Source organism: Betaproteobacteria bacterium (assembly GCA_016720855.1).
Classification (GTDB): Bacteria; Pseudomonadota; Gammaproteobacteria; order Burkholderiales; family Usitatibacteraceae; genus FEB-7.
Genome location: JADKJU010000002.1, coordinates 1117943 through 1138320, shown reverse-complemented (window position 1 = coordinate 1138320; position 20378 = coordinate 1117943). Strand labels below are relative to the sequence as shown.

Here is a 20378-nt window from a genome sequence, read left to right as displayed (position 1 = left end):
CCGGTTGGCCACGCGCGGGGCGTCCCACCATGCGCTGCGGCCAGTCAGGCCCCGTTGGACGGCGTCATTTCCAGGCAGACCAGAAGAGGAGCACCACGCTTGCCACCAATGTGACGTCCGAAGTCAACGCAGCCCATGCGAGACCCGTGGCCAGGTCGTCCTTCAGCAGAAAGACCTTCCCTTCCCAGAGATACTTCCAGAATTGAACGTGCATTTCGTTGTGGCGGGGCAACATCGACGAGAGATGACGGGCGGATGGGTTGCCCAGCGCCTCGAACTCACGCGGGTGCCTGGTACGAAGCGTCCTGAGAAGAAGCGCACGCAACATCCACCCGCTGGCCATGGCCGCCAGGAGTATCAGCACGGCCACTCCGGTCACGGCCATCAGGGCTGTCCACCCGGCGGGGCGGCCGGCACGACAGGCAGAGGCTCGCGCACCCTCGCCTTCATCGAGCTCTTCACGTGCCGGTCCGAACCGGACTGGTTGGTGTTCCACCACTCGAAGTACAGGTAGCCGTCCTCGGCGCGGAAGGTCGGATTCATGAAGTGCCCGTCGTAGGGGCCTGGCTCCCTGGGCTTCTCGAATTTCAGCCGATACACGAATTCGCCCGCAATCGTGAACTTGGTCAGGATGACGTGCCCCGGGACCTGGGCATAGTCGACGAACCACAACGCCTCCGCATTGCAGAAGAGCGCCCCGAACTCGCGCGCCTTCCTGGTCCCCTTGGGATCGTTTACGAAAAGCTGCCAGCCGCGCAGCTCGGGCCTGCCGCGGTCATCTGCGCTCTTCAACAGCGAACGGCATTTCGCGTAGCCCTCCTTGTCCCAGGAGACGGACGACCAGTCATCGCCCTTGATGATCAACTCCGGTTCGTGGACCTTGGTCTCCAGGACCTCGAACACCGCCGTCTGGGACGGTTGCCCAGGCGCTTGCGGGTGGGAAGGATCCCCAAAGAACTGCAAGTCCTTCTTCATTGGCGACTCGCAGTTCGCGAGATCGTTGTCGCGGCATTGCTTTCCCGCCCCCTGACGCAGGAGTGGCGGTGCGCCGATCGCGGCGACGACGAGCACGCCCAGCACGGCGACATCCTGGCGGCGCTTCCACCACGGCGGCGACTCCATTTCAGGAGGCAGCGGTTTCCCGCAGGCGCGGCTCAGTTCGAAGGCCAGGCAGCCAAGCCAGCCGAGATTGGCGAGCACCACGAGCGCGAGGCCGACGACGAAATAGCCGATGCCCGCGTCTCCGGCGGACCGGAATACCAGGAGCGTGATGGGCTTCACCAGGAAGAGCCCCACTCCCGACGCGGCCCCCGCAAGCATGGCAAGCACACCCGCGTTGCGCAGGAACGTGCCGAAGGCGGTCGGCGGCCGCGCGTCCAGTGCCGCCGGATATCGCAGCACCTGGTAGTTTCGGAACAACACCAACGCAGCGATGATCAGGAAACCGGTGAGGCCGGTGCCGCCCGCCACCCCGCCGCCGATCGCGAGCGAAATCCAACCCGAGGCGCCGACGAGCGCCGACAGAAGGAACGCCAGCAACGCAACGCTGTAGACGAGCCGGATGAACAACCCGGCACGGATGGGAGTGGATACACCGGGCGAGTCGGTTGCCATCAGGTTCTCCCGGGGAGTCGGATTCCCGACTATTGGCCCTGGCTGATCCGCGTCATGCGAATCTAGCACCGTTGATGAGGCATGCCGGCAAGGCGCTTCGACTCCAGCGCTTCCACCAAAACTTTCATCGAGGGATAGCTCAACGCGCACCCCGGCAGGTATGCCCCATTGGGATCGTTCGCCTGGGCTTCCCGGTACGCGGTCTCCACCTTGGTCGGCGCGGCGCCCGCCTTGCGATAGACCGCCCACTTGCCGTAGAGCGCCAGGGAGAGCGTCTGGCGCGCATGCGGGTAGTCCTGGATGACCAGGGTTTCCCTGATCAGCGTCTCACCGGCGTTGAAATCGCTGAAGTGAAGCATCAGGTTGCGCGCGTGGTCCCCGCGCAGGAATGCGTCCTCCGGGCTCAACTTCAGCAGTTTCCTGAACGAGTCGTCCGCCTTCTTGCGGTCCGGCTCGATCCGGCTGTAATGCACGTGGATGTGGAAAAGTGCGGCCTTGAGGAGCGTCTCGTCGGTGGGGCTGGCCAAGGCGACGGCCTCCTCGCTGAATCGAACGCAATTCTTCTCGTCGCCAGCCTTCTTGTAGTACTCCGCGAGCGCGAGCTTGCTCCACGCATCGTCTGGCTTGAGCTCATTGTTCTTCAGGAACGCCGCCTTGGCATCGGGCAGACGGTTCCCGTGCAGGTAGACGAAGCCGAGGGCGGAATAGGCGTCCGCGTTGCCGGGATCGAGCGCCAGCGCTTCCTTAAGGTAAGCCTCGGCCATTTCGAGAGGCTGGGTACGGGGGGGATTGCTCGAATTGGCGACCCGGACCAGGAGTTTCGCTTTCGTGATGCGCCCCTCGACGGATTTCGGATCCCGCCGAAGCGCTTCGTTGATCAGCTTGTCCGCCTCGATCAGGATGCCCCGCTCCCCGTTCCATTTCCAGATCAGCTCCCGCGCCTCTTTGATGAGTTGGTCCACGGAAGGCTCGTCCGAAGCGCTCATCGCGCCCGTGGAAAGGATCACCGCCAACAGTCCCGCAACCAACGCGATCAATCGACTTGCCGTCCTCATTGCCATTTCCTTTCTCGAATGCCGAGTTTCTGCAGCGTCACTCGCGCCGATTCGTCGACCGACCACGACGACCAAGCCGCGGCGAGACGCGGCCCACAACGCTTCACGGTCCGCTCCAACGCGTGGTGAGGGTCGCTCACGCCACCTGCAGCACAAGCCTCTTGCCGCATGCCTTGACGTACTTGCGAAGCGTGGCGACCGATGGGGAATGCTTTCCAGTGGCAAGCGCGCGCTCCAGGCGAGCTACAGCCGGCGCCTGCGTACCCATTAGTTCGGCAACTTGCGCCTGGGTCAACCCGGCCTCCTGGCGCGCCTTCAGAAGAGCATCCAGCAGGGCCGCTTCTTCGCGCTCAATGCGGTCCACCCCAGCATGGACGCCGGGCCGTTGCATAAGCTTCTTGACGATCTGTTCATGGGTTCGCATGTTTGACCTCGATTGTTCGCCCTCTGGCGATCTCCAACTTCCGCCGAGGTGTCTTTGACGATTTCTTGATGTAACTGTGGAGCATGACGATTCGCCTGCCGACGAGGGTGCAGTAGAAAGCCCTCGCAATGCCCTCAGCACCCTTTAGGCGAAGCTCGAACAGACGTTCACCGAATGCCTTGGTATGCGGTTCGCCGAGATTGGGTCCCAGGGCAACCATTCGCCGAGTGAGAACCACATACCGCGCAGCCAGCGTGTCGGGCAAGGCGAGAATCTCGTCCTGCACTACTTCGCTGCAGTACGTGATCGTGCATTCCGCTTGCGCAGCATAACAAATATGTTACTGCGCTGCCACAACTCGCGTTGCTGATGTGCGAGCCTAGACGGTTGAGCTGAGCGGCCGACCACCGCTGCCTTGCCGCGGCCGGACGCGACCCACGATTTGCCACGGACCGCTCGAACGAATTGTTATGCCGCTTTCTCATGTGGCATCTCCCAGCCCGGAAACACCAGCACTCCGGGATGGCACTTGAGGGCCTGCGCCAACACCTTGGCACGTTCGACGCCAAGACGAACACGTCCGTTCTCAATGGCGGAGATGGTGGCTTGGGGAATTCCCGATTCCTGGGCGAGCTGGTTTTGGCTCAGTTCCTGCAACTCGCGAACGATGCGAACCGACTCTCCGACAGTAACGGTTACGCGTTTTTTGGCAGGGCGAAAGTCTTTCATCATGGCCTCCGATAGTCGTGGGCGGTGACCGAGGCCACCTGAAACAACAGCTCTTCAGCCACCACCCGATAAATGACGCGCCATTGATCTCCGAGCCGGGAGGATCGGAAACCCTTCCATTCTCCCGAAAGCGCCTCATCGTGGAATCCCTTGATGAGTCGAAGACCCAGGTGCCCAGACATGGACGCAATGTCTTTCCACTTCTCGTAGCGCTTAAGGATCTCCTGGGGGACCAATGCGGCCTGCTTGTCGACTCGACGATGTTCTTCAATGCGCCACATGCCATATTGTGCCTATATCACATATGGTATGTCAACTCACGGCGCATCACTCAAGCGGCACAACGACCGAGTTGAGCGGCCGGCCACGATCGCCTTTGCGACCTGGCGAGCGCGCAATCCATTGCGTTACACGGCGCCGGCCTTTCGGGCATCATTCCGCCCATGAAAATGCCTACCCCCCTCCTCGCCGCAGCACTCGCAATCCTCGCCATCCCCGTCCTCGCCGCGGAAAAGCCCGAGGACCGCTGGAATCTGGGCGATGTCTACCCGTCCGTCGAAGCGTGGAACGCAGACTCCGCCAGGATGGAATCGCAGTTGAAGGACCTCATGACGTGCCGCGGCCACCTCGGTGAATCCGCGAAGCGCTTCAGGACCTGCCTCGACCTGGACGCCGACATTGCCAAGCGCCTTTACCGCCTGGACCTCTACGCCTCGGAACGCTTTGCGGAGGACACCGGCGTCCCCTCGAGCCTCGAGCTACGCCAACGCTCGACCGTGCTCTCCACGAAGTACGACGAGGCCAGCTCGTTCCTGAAGCCGGAGATCCTGCACCTCGGGAAAGCGAAGGTTTCGGACTTCCAGAAGCAGGAGAAGGGCCTCGCGATCTACCGCCAGCCCCTCGACCAGGTCCTGCGCATGGCGCCGCACACGCTCGACGACAAGGGGGAGGCCATCCTTGCGACGCTGGGCCTCGCCACCGGCGCGGCGAGCGCCACCTATGAAATCCTTGCGAGCGCGGACCTGCCCTGGCCCAAGGTGAACCTCGCCGACGGGCGCGAGGTGACGGTGGACCAGTCCGCGTACGGCGACCTGCGCGAACTGCCGAACCGCGACGACCGCAAGAAGGTCTTCGATGCCTTCTGGGGCCGCTGGAAGGAGTACGAGCGCACCTTCGGCGTCACCTTCTACGAGCATCTCAAGCAGGACACGGCGTACACGAAGGTTCGCAAGTACGACGACACGATCGCCCGTGCCCTCAACAACAACCGCGTGCCGCCGGCGGTATACGACACGCTCATCGCCGAGACGCGCGCGAACCTGCCGACGCTGCATCGTTACTTCCGCCTGCGCGCGAAGATGCTGGGCATCCCCCCGGGCGAGATGCGCTACTACGACATCTACCCGCCGCTCGTGAAGAGCGACCTGCGCTATCCAGTCGACCAGGGCAAGCGCATGACGCTCGAGGCCGTGAAGCCCATGGGCGAGGCCTATGTCGCCGCGATGGCCAAGGGTTTCGGCAGCCGCTGGATGGACACCTACCCCCGTCCGCGCAAGAACCCGGGCGCGCACATGGCGGGCTCGGCCTACGACGTGCACCCGTACGTGCTCATGAACTACACCGACAGCTACGAGTCGGTGACGACGCTCGCCCACGAGTGGGGCCACGCGATGCATTCGTACTACTCGAACAGGACGCAGCCGTTCGTGACGTCCGACTACGCCATCTTCGTGGCGGAAATCGCCTCCACGTTCAACGAGGCGCTCCTGCTCGAAAGCGTCCTGAAGGGCGCGAAGTCGGACGAGGAGCGGATGCTCTACCTGGGCTCGGCGCTGGAGAACCTGCGCGCCACCTTCTTCCGCCAGGCGATGTTCGCGGAGTTCGAGCGCGACGTGCACGGGCGCGTGGACAAGGGCGAATCGCTCACGGGCGAGACGTTCACGAAGATCTACGGCGACATCCTGCGCCGCTATCACGGGGATGCCGAGGGGGTGGTGAAGATCGACGACCTCTACACCGTCGAGTGGGCCTACATTCCCCACTTCTACCGGGCGTTCTACGTGTACCAGTACGCGACCTCGGTCGCGGCCTCCTCGCTCTTCGCCGACGCGGTCCTGAAGGGCGAGCCCGGCGCGAAGGAGCGTTACCTCAAGCTCATCTCCGCGGGCAGCTCCGATTATCCCCACGAACTGGTGAAGGCCGCGGGCGTGGATCTCGCCACCCCCGCCCCGTACCGTGCGCTCGTTGCCCGCATGAACCTCATCATGGACGAGATCGAGGCAATCCTCGCGCGGAAGAAGTAGGCCGCTTCCCAGCTCGTCCGTGAGTGCCGCGACGCCGCGAGCAGCCTTCAGAAGAGCTGCAGGCGGCACCGGAAGATCGCGGTGATTCCGCCTTGTCCCGATGCCCCGTCGAGGTAGGACACGAACTGCGCGCTTCCCCCGCAGAGGGCGCGGGACCTGAGTTCGCGCCCGGCCTCATCCTCCAGCACCTCGATCTGCGAGAAGTAGGCGTCCTGGCTCTCGGGGGCCTGCAGCACGCCCGCCTGCCGCCGGATCCACAACGCCGCCTTCGCGTCGAAGTCCAGGCGGAAGAGGCGCTCCTCCAAAGGCGCATTCCACGCCGCCCGGTCGATCTTGAGGACGACGATGGCACCGTCGTGCGCTTCGCGCGGGGGTGCGGCGCAGCCCGCCAGCAATGCGGCCGCGCACGCGGCAACGACTGCGCGCCCCGCGCCCCTGCCTGCCTTCTTCCTCATCGGATTGCCTCCCCGGTCTGCGCCTTGTCGGCGCCTTCTGCCTCTTCCTGCTGCTGCAGCCGCCACATCTCGGCGAAGCGGCCCTCCTGCGCGATCAGTTCCCTGAAGGTCCCCCGCTCGACGATCCTGCCCGCCTCCATCACGAGTATCTGGTCGGCATCCACGATGGTGGAAAGCCGGTGCGCGATCATGAGCGTCGTGCGGTTCCTCGAGATCTCGGCGAACTCGGCCTGGATGGCCTTCTCGGTCTTCGAGTCGAGCGCGGAGGTGGCCTCGTCGAACATCATGATGGGCGGGTTCTTGAGGAGCGTCCTCGCGATCGATACGCGCTGCTTCTCGCCGCCGGAAAGCTTGAGACCCCTCTCCCCCACCGAGGTCTCCCACCCGTCGGGCAGGCGCTCGATGAAGTCGAGGATGTGGGCCACCTTGGCCGTCTCCACCACCTCGTCGCGCGTGGCGCCCGTTCGCCCGTAGGCGATGTTGTAGTAGATCGTGTCGTTGAAGAGGACGGTGTCCTGGGGAACGATGCCGATCGCCGAGCGCACGGAGAGCTGCGTCACGTCGCGTATGTCCTGCCCGTCGATGGTGATCCGCCCCTTCTGCACGTCGTAGAAGCGGAAAAGCAGGCGTCCCAGCGTGGACTTGCCCGAGCCGCTGGCGCCCACCACCGCGACGGTCCTGCCGGCCGGCACCTCGAAATCCACGTCCGACAGGATCTGGCGCTTTCCGTCGTAGCTGAAATCGACGCCCTCGAAGCGCAGGGCGCCGCCGCCCACCGCGAGCGCCGGGGCGCCGGGCTTGTCCTGGATCTCGCGGTTCACGGACATGAGGCGGAACATCTTTTCCATGTCGGTGAGCGACTGCTTGATCTCGCGATAGAGCACGCCCAGGAAGTTGAGCGGGATGTAGAGCTGGATGAGGAGCGCGTTCACCATGACCAGGTCGCCCAGGGTCAGCGCGCCGTTCACGATGCCGTCGGCGGCCCGCCACATGAGGAGCGAAACCGTGAGCGCGATGATCGCCGCCTGCACGACGTTCAGGAATCCGAGCGAGGTCTCGCTCGTCACCACGGCGTGCTCGTAGCGCGAGAGGTTCTCGTCGTAGCGCCTCGCCTCCCAGGATTCGTTGCCGAAGTACTTGACCGTCTCGTAGTTGATGAGCGAATCGATGGCGCGCGTGTTGGCCTTCGAGTCCATCTCGTTCATGGTTCGCCGGTGGTGGATGCGCCGCTCCGAGATCACGAAGGTGGCCGAGATGTAAAGGACCAGCGCGCCCACGGTGATCACGCCGAACCACACGTCGAACTTCACGATCAGGAACCCGGTCACCAGCGCGATCTCGAAGAACGTCGGCAGCACGCTGAACACCATGAAGTTCAGGAGCGTGGAGATGCCGCGCGTGCCGCGCTCGATGTCGCGCGTGAGCCCGCCCGTCTGCCGCTCGAGATGGAACCGGAGCGAGAGCGAGTGCATGTGCTCGAAGACCTCCAGCGCCACGCGCCGCATGGCGCGCTGCGCCACCTTCGCGAACACGATGTCGCGCAGCTCGTTGAAGAGCGTGGAGGACAGGCGCAGCAGGCCATACGAGGCGAGCAGCACGATCGGCACCGCCAGCACCGCCTTGGGGCCCGACAGGCCGTCCACCACGGCCTTCATGACGAGCGGGACCGTCAGGTTCGCGAACTTCGCGGTGATGAGAAAGACGAGCGCGAGGATCACCCGGCCGCGGTACTCCCACAGGTAGGGCAGGAGCTTGGCGATCACGCCCGCATCGCCCGTGACGGGGGGCTCGGCGGCTTTCGGGGATTCCTGGGGGACGGTGGCGGTGCTCATCGGGACGGGGCGCTTCGTCCGTTATAGTAGCAGCGAGACGATGCCGCGATTCGCCGCCAACCTGGGTTTCCTGTTTCCGGAGCACCCCTTCACGGGTCGCTTCGGCGCCGCCGCATCCGCGGGCTTCAAGGCCGTGGAGTTCGCGCAGCCCTATGCGTGGGACGCGCGCGAGCTCGCCGAGCTGCTGAAGGCCAACGGCCTCGAGATGGTGCTTTTCAACCTTCCCATGGGCAACACTTCCGCCGGCGACTTCGGCCTGGCCTGCCTGCCCGGGCGCGAGGCGGACTTCCGCGAGGGTGTTCGCAAGGCGATCGCTTACGCCGAGGTGCTCGGAAACGAGCGCATCAACTGCATCGCGGGAAAGGCCCCGCCGGGCGCCGATCCGGCGCTGCTGCGCGAAACGCTCCTTTCCAACCTCCGGTTCGCGGCACGTGAATTCGGGATCGCCGGCCGCACGCTGCTGCTGGAGCCCATCAATACCGTCGACGCGCCCGGCTTCGTCGTGCCCCGGCCGGCCGACGGCGCCGACCTCGTGGCCGAAACCGGGGCGAACAACGTGGGGCTGCAGTACGACATCTACCACGCGGCGATGATGGGCGACGACCCGGTCGAGGGCCTCGCGCGCTTCTCCCCGGTGATCCGCCACGTGCAGTTCGCCGACGCTCCCGGGCGCAACGAGCCGGGCACGGGAAAGGTCGACATCGCCGCCTGCTTCGCGCGCCTTGACGCCATGGGATACGGAGGCTGGACGTCTGCCGAGTACCGGCCCTCGAAAGCCACGGCCGATACGCTCGGCTGGCTGACCTGAACCGGCCGATTGCGAAGCCCCGGGCTCTGCCGGGGTGGCCTCGCCTCAAGGGGGCCGATCGAAGATCCTCGCCTCCGAGTAGCCGCCCGCGACGGCCAGCGCCGCGACGCAGCGATCGTCCCGGATGACGCTTGCGACCTCCATGAACTCTCCGCCTGTCGCGTCGCTGCCGGCGATGCGCCGGCGATCCGGGTCGGTCCCCACGTGCAGGGATTCCGGCGCGAGGGCAAGCCCCATTCCCAGCGCCTTCAGGCAGGCTTCCTTGCGCGTCCAGCACGTCAGGAAGGAAAGGAGCAGCTCCCCGTCCCCCACGCCAGCCAGCGAGGCCACTTCTCCTGGCGTGAACGCCTTGTGCGCCAACCGGCGCATGTCGGGCCTGGCGGCGGTTTTCTCGATGTCGATCCCGATCCGCAACATGCGGCCGATCGCGAGCAGTCCCAGATCGCCGGAGTGGCTGAAGTTGAAGCCGAGCCCGAACCGGGGATCCAGCATCGGCTTTCCATGCGGATTGAATGCGAAGACCAGCTGCACAGGCGCGATGTCGAGGTAGCCCCCCAGCAAACGCCGCATCTCGTACCTCGCGCGAAGGAAGCGCTTGCGATCGCGCTCGAGCACGAAGCGGGCAGCGCGCTGCAGATCGCACTCGTGCCGACATCGACCGGAATCCTCCGGGCAATCCCCCGACAGGTCCAGGCGCCACACATGGACCTCGTCCGCCGCAAGTTCGGGCGGAAAGGAAGGTGCGAGTGGCAGGGATTGCCGGGGTATCCGCGTTTCGGGCGTGGCAGGCCGGCCCGATTCGGTGTCGGGTGTCGTCATGAGAGCCCCGACTTGTCGATCTTTCCGGTGGGAGTCTTCGGCAACCCGGTGACGAAGCGTACGTAGCGCGGCACCATGACCGCCGCGAGCCGGCGCCGGCACTCGGCAAGGACTTGCGTCTCCGAAAGCGACGCGCCCTGGTCGATGACCACGAATGCCTTGATCGCCTGCCCCTGGATCTCATCGGGGACGCCGATGACGGCGACTTCCTTCACCTCGGGAATGTCCATGAGCGCAGCCTCGACTTCGCGTGGCGCGATCTTCTCGCCGCGGGACTTGATGATGTCGTCCATCCGCGCGACGAAGTACAGATAGCCCTCCTCGTCTCGCGTGCACAGATCGCCGGTGTAGAGCACCCGCTCGCCCGGCAGCTTCCCGGGCCTGAGGCGCGTGGCCGTCAGCTCCGGGTCTCCCCAGTAGCCCTGCATCACCGTCGCCCCGCGGATGACCAGCTGCCCGACCTGGTGCGGTCCGACCTCGCGATCGTTCTCGTCCACGAGCCAGAGTTCGGTGTCGGGAATCGCGATGCCGACGCTCCCGGGTTTCCGGTCGAGATCCTCTGGCGGAAGGTACGTGCACCGCTTGCATTCGGTCAGCCCGAACATCGAGAAGATGCGCGCCGCCGGAAATACCCGCTTCAGCAGCGCGAGGTGCTTCTGCGGCAGCGCGGCGCCGCTGACCGTGACATAGCGGATGCGGGACAGGTCGAATCGCGCAAGCGTGGGCATCTCCGCCAGCAACGCGCAGACCGTCGGCAGGCAAGGGAACGCGCTCACGCCCTCCTTTTCCATGCGCGCAACGACCCGGGGAAGGAGGGCGAACGAGCGTTCCAGGACCAGCCGCGCGCCGACGGCGAACGCAAGGATCATCTGGTAGAGGCCGTAATCGAACGCGAGCGGCAGCGCACCCAGGATGACGTCGTCTTCCACATTCCCCAGATAGGCGTTGATCGAAGTCGCCGCCGTGAGCATGTTGCGGTGGGTGAGCATGACGCCCTTCGCCTCTCCCATGCTCCCGGACGTGTAGATGATCGCCGCGAGGTCGATGTCGATCGATGTGCAAGCAACCGCGCAGTCGCCGGGCATTGCGCCGAGAGCCTCGGCGAACGTCGTGCAGCCCGTGAGCTCCTTCGCGCGCGCCGGATCGAGCTCGCCGGACACGATGACCGTCGCCGGGCGCTTCGCCCGGGCGATCGCCGGGACGAACACGTCCGCAAGATGGGCCTCGGCGATCAGCGCGGCCGCCCGCAGGTCATCGAGACAATACGCGAGCTTCTCCGCCTTCGTCCGGGGATTGATGAGCGAGACGACCGCGTTCGCCTTCAGCACGGCCCAGAACGAGACGACCGTCTCGACGCTGTTCTCGCCGAACACCGCGACCCGGTCGCCGCGTTTCACGCCACGCCCGGCCAGGGCTCGCGCGAGCGCATCCGACTGCCGATCGAGCTGCGCGTACGTCACGCGCATGCGCTCGCACACCAGCGCGACCTTGTCGGGAAGGCGGCGGGCGGAGTCGATCAGGTAGCCGTGGAGCAGTGGGGAGCGGGGGGTCATCCGGACGTGTCCTTTCCGCGTCGCGCGAGGTGGCCGAGTATCGACTTTCCCATCATCGCTGCTAAACTGACATTTGCATCATTGCGCCTCGCGACCGTTGCGTCACGGCACCTCATTATGGCGACGAAGACTCCCGGCTGGAATGCACAGCAGAGCGGATGGCGAACGCTGAAAGGGCTGCATCCGGCGCCGCTGGACCTGCGGCGCATATCCCTGATCCGCGACAAGACCCCCGAATACCTCGCCCTGCCCGGAAACCTGGAAAGGCTGCTTCCGGATCTCGGCCTGAACGACGAGGGCCTGAACGAGTTTCCCGAGTCTCTCCACCCTTTCTGCGGATACGGTTTGCGCATCTGGCAATACCCCGTGCAGTTCGGCAGGTATCTCGCACGGCTGGGCGGGCTCGAGGTGGAATCGTATCTCGAGCTGGGCATACGTCACGGCGGCTCCTTTGTCGCGACAGTCGAGGTCCTCGATCGCTTCTCTCCCCTGGCCTTTGCCGTCGGCGTCGATATCATTCCCTGTCCGGCGATGATCGAATACGGGAAACTCAATCCGCGCGCCGAGTTCGCGTGCATGAACACGCAGGGCGCCGGATTCACCGCGCTCGTGGATCGCTTGAAGCCCATCGACCTGGTTTTCATCGACTCCCACCATGAAGAGTCGCAGTGCCGCAGGGAATTCGCCTCCGTCAGGGACAGCACCAATATGATCGCGTTTCACGATATCGCGAACGTGAACTGCCCGGGCATCGCGCGGGTGTGGGACGACGTGAAAGCCGACGCCGGCTTCGATTGCTCCGAATACACCGATCAATACGGCGCCATGGGGCCGTACATGGGCATCGGACTGGCGGTGAAGAAGGAGAGGCTTGCGGCCGGCGACGGGCGCCTCCAGGCAGGGCGATCGACTTGACAGCCACCGTCGCCACCATCAAGGACATCATCGGAAAGTTGCGGGGCACCCCGGATCTATCCGCGCAACTGCCGGACACCGCGGACATTCTCCAGGACGTCGGCCTGGATTCGCTGGAGCTGCTGCAGTTCATGCTCGAGCTCGAGGAGCGCCTGGCGATCCGGATCGATTTCGAGCAGCTCGAGTATTCAGCGCTCAACTCGATCAGCGCGCTCGCGCTCTTCCTGGACACGATGCCGCCGAGCTACCCGCCCGCGAGCCCGGCTTGAGACCCCGGCATCCCCAGGTGACGATACTCACCTCCGGGGTCGGGCTGGGAACGCACATCCCGGCGTTGCTCATCGAGCGCCGGTTGCGCCGGCGGCAATGCGAGGCGGAAACGGAAGTCCTCGAGGAGTACTTCACGCCGGAGCACCTGCGCGCGCACCTCGCGCACAAGAAGGCGCATCACGAGAGCTTTGCGCTGGCGCAGATCGCGCACCGGATGGCGCGCCCCGTCTCCGATTGCATCGATGCCGTCCGCGCCCGGCGCCTGCTCGAGCGATGGGCAGGCGAGGGACGCCGGCATTTCATTGTATGGTCGGGGTTCTGGCTGCCGCTCATCGAGGACTACCGGCAGATGGCGGGCGGCGCGCCGCTCGACGTCGATCACTGCCGGATCGACGCGGAGATGTCCGCCTCGTTCAGGATCCATCGCGACCTGCAGGCGGCCGGCAACGAGGTCTGGCTGTGGAATTGGGACGAGAGGAAGCTCGTGTTCAGGATTCCGGTTGCCGATGAAGCGCCGATCCCGTTCGCCGGGCGGGACGACCGCCTGGTCGTGCACGGGGGCGGCTGGGGAATCGGCACGTACCGGGGCATGGCCAGCGATCTCGCGAGGACGCGGTACGCGCTGGATGTTGTCATCGACGACCCTGCCGAGGCGGCCGGCAGGCGGCCCCGCGACCGATGCTTCATGCTCGATCCCGAATGGCACCCGTGGAGCCGGAACGCAGGCGGCGGGCACGACTTTCCTCCCATGGGCGAAGTGCTCGATGCGGACGACATCCGCTATCGGCAAACTCCCGACCACCATGTGCTGCACGACGTCATCCGCCGCAGCAAGGCCATCGTGAGCAAGCCCGGCGGATGCACGTTGATCGATTCGCTGGACTCGGGCACCCCGGTCGTGCTTCTCGAGCCGTATGGCCATGCGGAGGAAAGCAACGCAAGAATCTGGGAGCACCTGGGCTTCGGCATCTCGTATGCGGCGTGGCGCGAGACAAACTGCGACGAGTCCGTTCTCGAACGCCTGCATGCAAACATCGTCGGCAGGGCGCGCACCGGAACCGACTATCCGCGCGCGTACGCCGAGCGACTGCAGCGAAGGCAGGCCCGTGAAGCTGTCTGAGACGTTGAGGGCCCCTTCCTGGGTCGTCATCCAGCTCCTCGAGCACTGCAACCTGCGTTGCCGGATGTGCTACGAGTGGGGCGAGACCGGCGCATATCACGCGCGGGCCGATTCCGCGATGCTGGAACTCCCGCTCGTCCTGCGCACGGTGCGGGAGTGCCTGCCGACCCGGCCGGCGTTCGAGTTCTTCGGCGGCGAGCCGCTGCTCTATCCCGGCATCTGGGATGTCATCGCGCTGATCCGCGAAGGCGGCTGCGGCCTCGCGTTCCCGACCAACGGGATGCTCCTGGAGGAGCACGCGGAGCGCCTGGTCACGACCGCGCCCACGCGGCTCTGGGTTTCGCTGGATGGCCCGGAAGAGGTCAACGACCGGCAGCGGGGCCGCGGCGTCCACAAGCGGGTCCTGCGCGGGCTGGAGAAATTGCGCGAAGTCCGGCGCGCGAAGGGCGGCGCCTTCCCGCAACTCGGAGTCACCTTCGTCGTGACGCCAGCCAACCACGAATACGTCGAGGAGTTCTTCCTCGGATCCTTCGACCTCTCGATGCTTTCCTGCGTGAGCATCGAACTGCAGAGCTACGCGACCGCGGAACAGGCAAGGGCGTACGCGCAGGTGCTGGCCACCGGGTTCGGAGTCAAGTCGACGCCCTGCGCCGATGCGTACGTTCGCGACCCCGCGACCTTCGCCGGCATCGACATGGAACGCCTCACGGAGCAGATGAAGAATGTCTCCCGGGCCTGCGCCGAACGCGGGATCTCCTTCTACAGCCAGCCAAAGACGCTCGAGGTCGGGAATATCCGCAGCTATTTCGGCGCCGACTGGGACGGAATGGCCGACCGGAAATCCCGGTGCGGTGTCCCGTGGGTCTGCGCCGAGATTTCCGCGCGCGGCGACGTGACGACCTGCCACACTTTCTACGATCTCCCGATCGGCAACATCCACGAGCAGGGCCTGCTCGAGATATGGCGCGGCGCGCGCCTGAAGCAAGTGCAGTCGCATTTGCGGGACCGGCTTTTTCCCATCTGCACGGCCTGCTGCCGATACTATGGTGGCGCAGGTGCGCTGGGCACCCCGCGGGCCGGGGAGAGCTGAGATGCCGGGAAGCGGCCCCGCTTCGCGCGCCGGAAGGGAAGGGCGGGAAGCGCTCTGGGAGGCGGTGCGCTCGGTCCTGCAGTCCCAGCGGGCCGCCCCGCCGCTCGAGCCCATGTCCCGGGACGCTACGCTTCCGGCGTCGTTCGCCCAGCAGCGACTCTGGTTTCTCGAGCGACTGGCGCCGGGCAGCCCGATCCACAATCAAACCGTCGCCTGCCGCCTGTCCGGATCGCTTTCCGTTCGTGACCTCGAGCGAAGCCTGTCCGGGATGCTGGAGCGCCACGAAGTCCTTCGGACGACGCTCCGGACGGTGGACGGGCAGCTCGTCCAGCGCATTCATGCGCCCCCCGCCTTCACGCTGCCGGTGGTGGACCTCGGCATGCTCGAGCCGGCGCTGCGGGAGGACGAGGCGAAGCGCCAGGCCGAGCACGAGGCACAAGAGCCCTTCGACCTCGACCGCGTGCCGTTGCTGCGAGCCCGCCTCTTCCGGCTGACGCCGCGGGAGCATCTGCTGGTACTCACGATGCATCACCTCGCCTTCGACGGGTGGTCGTTCGACGTGTTCATGCGCGAACTCTGCGCGCTCTATGGCGCCTTCCTCGCTGGAGCGCCCTCACCGCTCCCCGGGCTTTCGCTGCAATACGCGGACGTCGCCGCCTGGCAGCGCCGATGGCTGGAGGGCGATTCGCGCAAGCCCTTGCTGGACTACTGGACGACGCAGATGCGCGGCCCGCGGACGGTGCTGCGGCTGCCGTCGAATTGCCCGCGCAATCCGGCGCGAACGCGGCGCGGCGCATGCCGGTCACTTGCGCTTTCGCAGGAGCTGACCGATGCCTTGAAGCGTCTCGGCGCCCGCGAAGGGGCAACGCCGTTCATGACGTTCCTGGCGGGTTTCCAGGCCCTGCTACACCGATACACGGGCGTGGAGGATGTGATCGTGGGCACGCCCGTCGCGAATCGCAATCGCGCGGAGATCGAGAACCTCGTGGGCCTCTTCGCGAATACGCTGGCCCTGCGCACCTCGCTTGCAGGGCAGCCGGACTTTCGCGAACTCCTCGCCCGCGTGCGCCGCACGGTCCTCGGCGCCTACGCGCACCAGGACCTGCCGTTCGAGATGCTGGTCGAGGCGCTCGGGGAGCCGCAGCGGACGCACGCATCGCCGCTGTTCGAGGTCATGTTTGCCTACCAGAACCTGCCCCGGTCCGCATGGCCGTTTCCGGATCTGGAGGTGGACGCCTGGAACATCGGCAACGGCACGGCAAAATTCGACGTGACGCTCTTCATGCTCGAAAGCGGGAGCGGCCTGTCCACGTTGCTGGAGTACGACGCGGATCTCTTCGACGCCGCCGCGATGGCCCGGCTGCTCGAGCATTTTCGCGCGCTGCTCGAGGGCATCGTCCGCGATCCCGGCGAGAGCATTGCGACGGTGCCCCTGATGTCGGTCGCCGAAACGCGGCAGGTGTTGCAGGAGTGGAACGACACGACGGTCGATTACCCGCGAGACATGGCGATACCGCGCGTGTTCGAAGCCCGGGCGCAGCGGTCCCCGGACGCCACCGCTCTCGTCTTCCCCGGCGGCGAGATCACGTACGCGCAGCTCGACAGGCACGCCAACCGGCTCGCGCGCTACCTGGAAGCGGTCGGCGTCGTGCCCGGGGCGCGGGTGGGTGTCTGCATCGAATCGTCGCCTTCGCTCATCGTCGCCTTGCTGGCGATCCTGAAGGCGGGCGCCGCCTATGTGCCGGTTGAGCCCTCGTCCCCCGCCGAGCGCGTTGCCGGGATCCTGCAACGCGCGGCGGTCGGCATGGTGGTCACGGACGGATCGCTCGAACGCGGCGCCTCGGGACCAGGCGTACGGGTGATTCATCTCGCCCGCGAGCGCGAGGCCATCGACTCGGGCAGCCCCGAAGCCCCTGCCGTGGAAATCGCGGCCTCGAGCCTCGCCTGCGTCATGGCCACCTCGGGATCGACGGGGAGTCCGAAGGGAGTCGGCATCACGCACCGGGGAGTCGTGCGGCTCGTGAAGGCGGCCAATTACGCCGAGCTGGGGCCCCGGGAAGTCCTTCTCCAGCTCGCGCCCGTTTCCTTCGATGCGTCGACCTTCGAGATCTGGGGTGCCCTGCTGAATGGCGCGAGGCTCGTGCTGCCGCCCGCCGGCAAGCCGTCGTTGCAGGAGATCGCGCGCATGATCCGCCGTCACCGGGTGAGCGTCCTCTGGCTCACCGCCGGGCTCTTCGAGCTCATGGTCGAATCGCATCTCGCGGATCTGGCGGGAGTGCGGCAGCTGCTGTCGGGCGGCGAAGTCCTTTCGGTCGCGCATGCAGAGCTCTTCCTGCAGCGTGCCGAAGGCTGCCGGCTCATCAACTGCTATGGCCCGACGGAGAACACCACGTTTACGACGTTTCACCCGGTCGAACGCGGTCACCGGGCTGGCGATGGACCCATCCCCATCGGCCGTCCCGTCTCCAACACGCAGGTCTATGTGCTCGACCCCCTTCGACAGCCGGTTCCGATCGGCGTCGCCGGCGAGGCATTCATCGGCGGCGACGGCCTCATGCAGGGCTACGTCGGCGATGCGGATTCGACCGGTGAGCGTTTGATCCCGAATCCGTTTCCCGACCGACCCGGAGCCTACCTTTACCGGTCCGGAGACATCGTGCGGTACCGTCGCGACGGCAGCCTCGAGTTCCTCGGCCGGACCGACGACCAGGTGAAAATACGCGGCTTCCGCGTCGAGCCGGGCGAGGTCGAAGCGGTCCTTTGCCGCAGTCCGCTCGTCAAGCGGGCCACCGTCGTGGCGCGGCAGCGTTCCCCCGGCGGCAAGTGCCTCGTCGCCTATCTTGTCCCCGCGACGGACGAGGCGGCGCCCGACGACCTGTTCCGGAGCATTCGCGATTTCCTTCGTGCGCGACTCCCGGAATCCCACGTCCCGTCCGCATTCGTCGCGTTGGAGTCGATTCCGCTCACTGACAGCGGCAAGGTCGATCGGGAAGCCCTGCCACCACCCGGCGCGGCACCCGTGGCGCGGACGAACGTTGCCGCCTTGCCTCGCGACGAGGTCGAGCGCGCCGTGGCCGACGCGTTCGCGCAGGTCCTGGCAGTCGGGTCGATCGGCCTCGATGACGACTTCTTCGACCACGGCGGAACGTCGCTCGCGGCGCTTCGCCTCGTGGCGACCCTCGAGGACGCATTCCTGACGAGTCTGCCGCTCGTCAGTCTCTACGAGCATCCGACGGTTGCCGGCATGGCCGCGCAGCTCCGCAATTGCGAGAAGTCGGCCCTGCAACTGCCGCGAAGCCCCATCGGCGGCGAGTCGAATCTCGTGGAGATCAAGCGCAGCCAGGCGGGAACGCCGCTGTTCCTCGTCCCGGGCGGGCACGGGGGAATGGCCGAGATGACCCTCTACGCGCAACTGATGCGACATCTGAAGCGCGAACAGCCTGTCTTCGGCCTGCTCGCGCACGGCCTCGACGGACGAACGCAACCGCATGCTTCTGTCACCGAAATGGCGGAAGCCTACGTCCGCACCGTTCGTGGCATGCAGCCGCGCGGCCCCTACGCGCTCGGGGGCGAGTGCGTCGGCGGCGTCGTGGCTTTCGAGATGGCCCGGCAACTGCTCGCGCAAGGGCAGGCGATTGCCTTGCTGCTCCTCATGGATACGTGGTGCCCGAGCTTCGCCGGTGGGGCGCACTATCGATATATCGAGGCTCCCCGGACGCTCCTGCGCGCCCGGAAAGCCGTCGCGCGTGACGGCGCCGCGGACTTGCGCCGGGTATTGCACGACCACATTCGCGATCGCCCCCCCTTCGGGCCCCTGCGCTCGTTGCGCTACGGCGTCAATGTGGCACGGACCCTGAAACGCGTGGCGGACCCCTGGCTCGCCGCCGTCGAGCGCGTCGGCAAGCCGGCTCCGGGGACGGAGCGGATCGCCGGCGCGGAGTCCAACTATGTCGACCTGGCCATGCGCTATCGACCGCAACCCTACGACGGCCGCGTGACATTGCTGGTCAGTTCCGCAAATCATCGGCAGGGTCTCGCCGAGGGTTGGCGCCGCTTTGCCGCCGGCGGGCTCGCGGTTCACAGCATTCCCGGCGACCACGACTCGTACATCAGGGATACGCCCGAGGCGACGGCGCGGCTGATGCAGGCCTGCCTCGACGAAGCGTTGCCGGGCGGCTGACGCGCGCCCCTTCCATTCACGGAACGAAGATGCCCAGGAAACCCGGTCCCGCGCTCGACCCGATAACCTTCGAGAGGATGCGGCGGATCTTGCCGAACCTGCTCGAGAGAGGTCGCAGCCGGGAGGCGAGCGGTTCGCAGGCGAGGCCCTTGCCGGAGGAAGTGGCGTTCAAGCTGACGAACCGATGCGACCTGCGCTGCGCGCACTGCTACCAGTGGAACGAGGATGGGTATCACCACCAGCTTTCACCGGCAGGCAAGCGAGACGACCTGAAGCTCTCCGTCATCGCCAGGGTGCTGGAGGCTACGCGTGCCCTGGGCTCCAACGTCTATCTCTGGGGAGGCGAGCCCCTCGTCTACCGGGAATGGGACGGGCTCGTGGATCTGCTCGCCGGGGACCCGCGGTGGACCTCCGTCTGCACGAACGGCACGCTGATCGAGAGGCGCCTGCCGTCGCTGCTGAAGATCGCCAGTCACCTCGAAGTGTCCATTTCGATCGACGGATTCGAATCGGAGCATGACGGCGTACGCGGCAAGGGCGCGTTCGCGAAAGCGATGTCGGGGCTTCGCCTGCTGGTCGCGCAGAAAAAGGCCGGCGTCTTCCCCGGCCAGATCACCGTCAACTTCGTCATCACCGACGCCATGGTGACGCGGTTGTTCGAGTTCGTGCGTTTCCTGGAGCAGGAGGGCGCGCAAACCGTCTACGTGAGCTTCCCGTGGTTCATCTCCGACGAGACCTCCGCCAAAATGGATCGGTTCTTCGCGGAGCACTTCGCATGGGAGGCTTGCGGCAAGCCCAGCTGGCACTCGTACAAGTACAGGCTGATGCCGGACCGGCTGGACGAGTTGAGCGCGGAACTCGCCCGCATCGATGCTGCGGACTGGCGCTTGCAGGTCCGCTACAACCCCAGGCTCGATCCGGGCGAAATGCCGGCCTTCATCGCGGGCAGTGACAAGCCCGCCCAGAACAAGACGAGCTGCGGGTCCATCCTCACGCGGATGGATATCTTTCCAAACGGCGATGTCGTCTCGTGCAAGTTCTTCCCCGAGTTCCGCGTCGGCAACCTGGACGAAAGCACGGTTGCCGAGGTCTGGGAAGGAGCGCGCTTCAGCCAGCTTCGGGAAACGGTTTCGCGGTGCGGCTTGATGCCGGTCTGCGCAAAATGCAATCTCCTCTACACACGGGGCATGTGACATGCGCTCGGCCGCCCG

The 20378-nt window shown here is 65.9% G+C and carries 19 protein-coding genes; 8 read left to right on the top strand and 11 right to left on the bottom strand.

The window, feature by feature from the left end; genetic code table 11:
• Nucleotides 1-64: 64 nt before the first annotated feature.
• From IPP91_12820 to IPP91_12790, 7 genes are all read right to left on the bottom strand, one after another.
• Nucleotides 65-385 carry a hypothetical protein gene (locus IPP91_12820; GenBank protein ID MBL0142949.1) on the bottom strand — a complete coding sequence of 107 codons (321 nt, stop codon included), beginning with the start codon at nucleotides 383-385 and terminating at the stop codon, nucleotides 65-67.
• Entirely contained in the window at nucleotides 385-1614 is a 1230-nt protein-coding gene (locus IPP91_12815; protein MBL0142948.1) for a hypothetical protein, read from the bottom strand. The genes IPP91_12820 and IPP91_12815 overlap by 1 nt, the downstream gene beginning before the upstream one ends.
• 62 nt (nucleotides 1615-1676) lie before the next feature.
• Nucleotides 1677-2669, bottom strand: a complete 993-nt coding sequence (locus IPP91_12810; GenBank protein ID MBL0142947.1) for a hypothetical protein — start codon at nucleotides 2667-2669, stop codon at nucleotides 1677-1679.
• Nucleotides 2670-2805: 136 nt separating this feature from the next.
• On the bottom strand, nucleotides 2806-3093 hold the full coding sequence (locus IPP91_12805) for a helix-turn-helix transcriptional regulator (protein ID MBL0142946.1): 288 nt from the start codon (nucleotides 3091-3093) through the stop codon (nucleotides 2806-2808).
• Complete coding sequence (locus tag IPP91_12800) at nucleotides 3080-3430, bottom strand: type II toxin-antitoxin system RelE/ParE family toxin (GenBank protein MBL0142945.1); 351 nt, start codon at nucleotides 3428-3430, stop codon at nucleotides 3080-3082. The genes IPP91_12805 and IPP91_12800 overlap by 14 nt, the downstream gene beginning before the upstream one ends.
• A 131-nt stretch (nucleotides 3431-3561) precedes the next feature.
• The gene (locus tag IPP91_12795) at nucleotides 3562-3822 is read right to left on the bottom strand and encodes a helix-turn-helix transcriptional regulator (GenBank protein ID MBL0142944.1); all 261 of its coding nucleotides are present in this window, start codon (nucleotides 3820-3822) and stop codon (nucleotides 3562-3564) included.
• Nucleotides 3822-4103 carry a type II toxin-antitoxin system mRNA interferase toxin, RelE/StbE family gene (locus IPP91_12790; protein MBL0142943.1) on the bottom strand — a complete coding sequence of 94 codons (282 nt, stop codon included), beginning with the start codon at nucleotides 4101-4103 and terminating at the stop codon, nucleotides 3822-3824. Before IPP91_12790 ends, IPP91_12795 begins: the two co-directional genes overlap by 1 nt.
• A gap of 162 nt (nucleotides 4104-4265) precedes the next feature.
• Here IPP91_12790 and pepF point away from each other — a divergent pair, with 162 nt between their 5' ends.
• A complete protein-coding gene (pepF, locus tag IPP91_12785; GenBank protein MBL0142942.1) occupies nucleotides 4266-6125 on the top strand; it encodes an oligoendopeptidase F in 1860 nt (619 codons plus the stop codon).
• Between the two features lie 47 nt (nucleotides 6126-6172).
• On the opposite strand, the gene IPP91_12780 is transcribed toward pepF, so the two are convergent.
• Nucleotides 6173-6580, bottom strand: coding sequence for a hypothetical protein (locus IPP91_12780; protein MBL0142941.1), 408 nt, complete (start codon nucleotides 6578-6580; stop codon nucleotides 6173-6175).
• Entirely contained in the window at nucleotides 6577-8412 is a 1836-nt protein-coding gene (locus IPP91_12775) for an ABC transporter ATP-binding protein/permease (GenBank protein MBL0142940.1), read from the bottom strand. The genes IPP91_12780 and IPP91_12775 overlap by 4 nt, the downstream gene beginning before the upstream one ends.
• A gap of 40 nt (nucleotides 8413-8452) precedes the next feature.
• Here IPP91_12775 and IPP91_12770 point away from each other — a divergent pair, with 40 nt between their 5' ends.
• On the top strand, nucleotides 8453-9220 hold the full coding sequence (locus IPP91_12770) for a TIM barrel protein (protein MBL0142939.1): 768 nt from the start codon (nucleotides 8453-8455) through the stop codon (nucleotides 9218-9220).
• A gap of 45 nt (nucleotides 9221-9265) precedes the next feature.
• Here the strand turns inward: IPP91_12770 and IPP91_12765 are convergent, their stop codons facing one another.
• Complete coding sequence (locus IPP91_12765) at nucleotides 9266-10039, bottom strand: 4'-phosphopantetheinyl transferase superfamily protein (protein MBL0142938.1); 774 nt, start codon at nucleotides 10037-10039, stop codon at nucleotides 9266-9268.
• Nucleotides 10036-11592, bottom strand: a complete 1557-nt coding sequence (locus IPP91_12760; GenBank protein MBL0142937.1) for an AMP-binding protein — start codon at nucleotides 11590-11592, stop codon at nucleotides 10036-10038. Before IPP91_12760 ends, IPP91_12765 begins: the two co-directional genes overlap by 4 nt.
• 117 nt (nucleotides 11593-11709) lie before the next feature.
• Here IPP91_12760 and IPP91_12755 point away from each other — a divergent pair, with 117 nt between their 5' ends.
• The 6 genes from IPP91_12755 to IPP91_12730 are packed head-to-tail and all read left to right on the top strand — an operon-like array spanning nucleotide 11710 to nucleotide 20360.
• Nucleotides 11710-12507, top strand: a complete 798-nt coding sequence (locus IPP91_12755) for a class I SAM-dependent methyltransferase (protein ID MBL0142936.1) — start codon at nucleotides 11710-11712, stop codon at nucleotides 12505-12507.
• Nucleotides 12504-12776, top strand: a complete 273-nt coding sequence (locus IPP91_12750) for an acyl carrier protein (GenBank protein ID MBL0142935.1) — start codon at nucleotides 12504-12506, stop codon at nucleotides 12774-12776. The genes IPP91_12755 and IPP91_12750 overlap by 4 nt, the downstream gene beginning before the upstream one ends.
• Complete coding sequence (locus IPP91_12745; protein MBL0142934.1) at nucleotides 12773-13897, top strand: hypothetical protein; 1125 nt, start codon at nucleotides 12773-12775, stop codon at nucleotides 13895-13897. The genes IPP91_12750 and IPP91_12745 overlap by 4 nt, the downstream gene beginning before the upstream one ends.
• Nucleotides 13803-14987 carry a radical SAM protein gene (locus IPP91_12740; protein MBL0142933.1) on the top strand — a complete coding sequence of 395 codons (1185 nt, stop codon included), beginning with the start codon at nucleotides 13803-13805 and terminating at the stop codon, nucleotides 14985-14987. The genes IPP91_12745 and IPP91_12740 overlap by 95 nt, the downstream gene beginning before the upstream one ends.
• 1 nt (nucleotide 14988) lies before the next feature.
• On the top strand, nucleotides 14989-19167 hold the full coding sequence (locus IPP91_12735) for an amino acid adenylation domain-containing protein (GenBank protein ID MBL0142932.1): 4179 nt from the start codon (nucleotides 14989-14991) through the stop codon (nucleotides 19165-19167).
• Nucleotides 19168-19196: 29 nt separating this feature from the next.
• Complete coding sequence (locus tag IPP91_12730; GenBank protein ID MBL0142931.1) at nucleotides 19197-20360, top strand: radical SAM protein; 1164 nt, start codon at nucleotides 19197-19199, stop codon at nucleotides 20358-20360.
• Nucleotides 20361-20378: the final 18 nt, after the last annotated feature.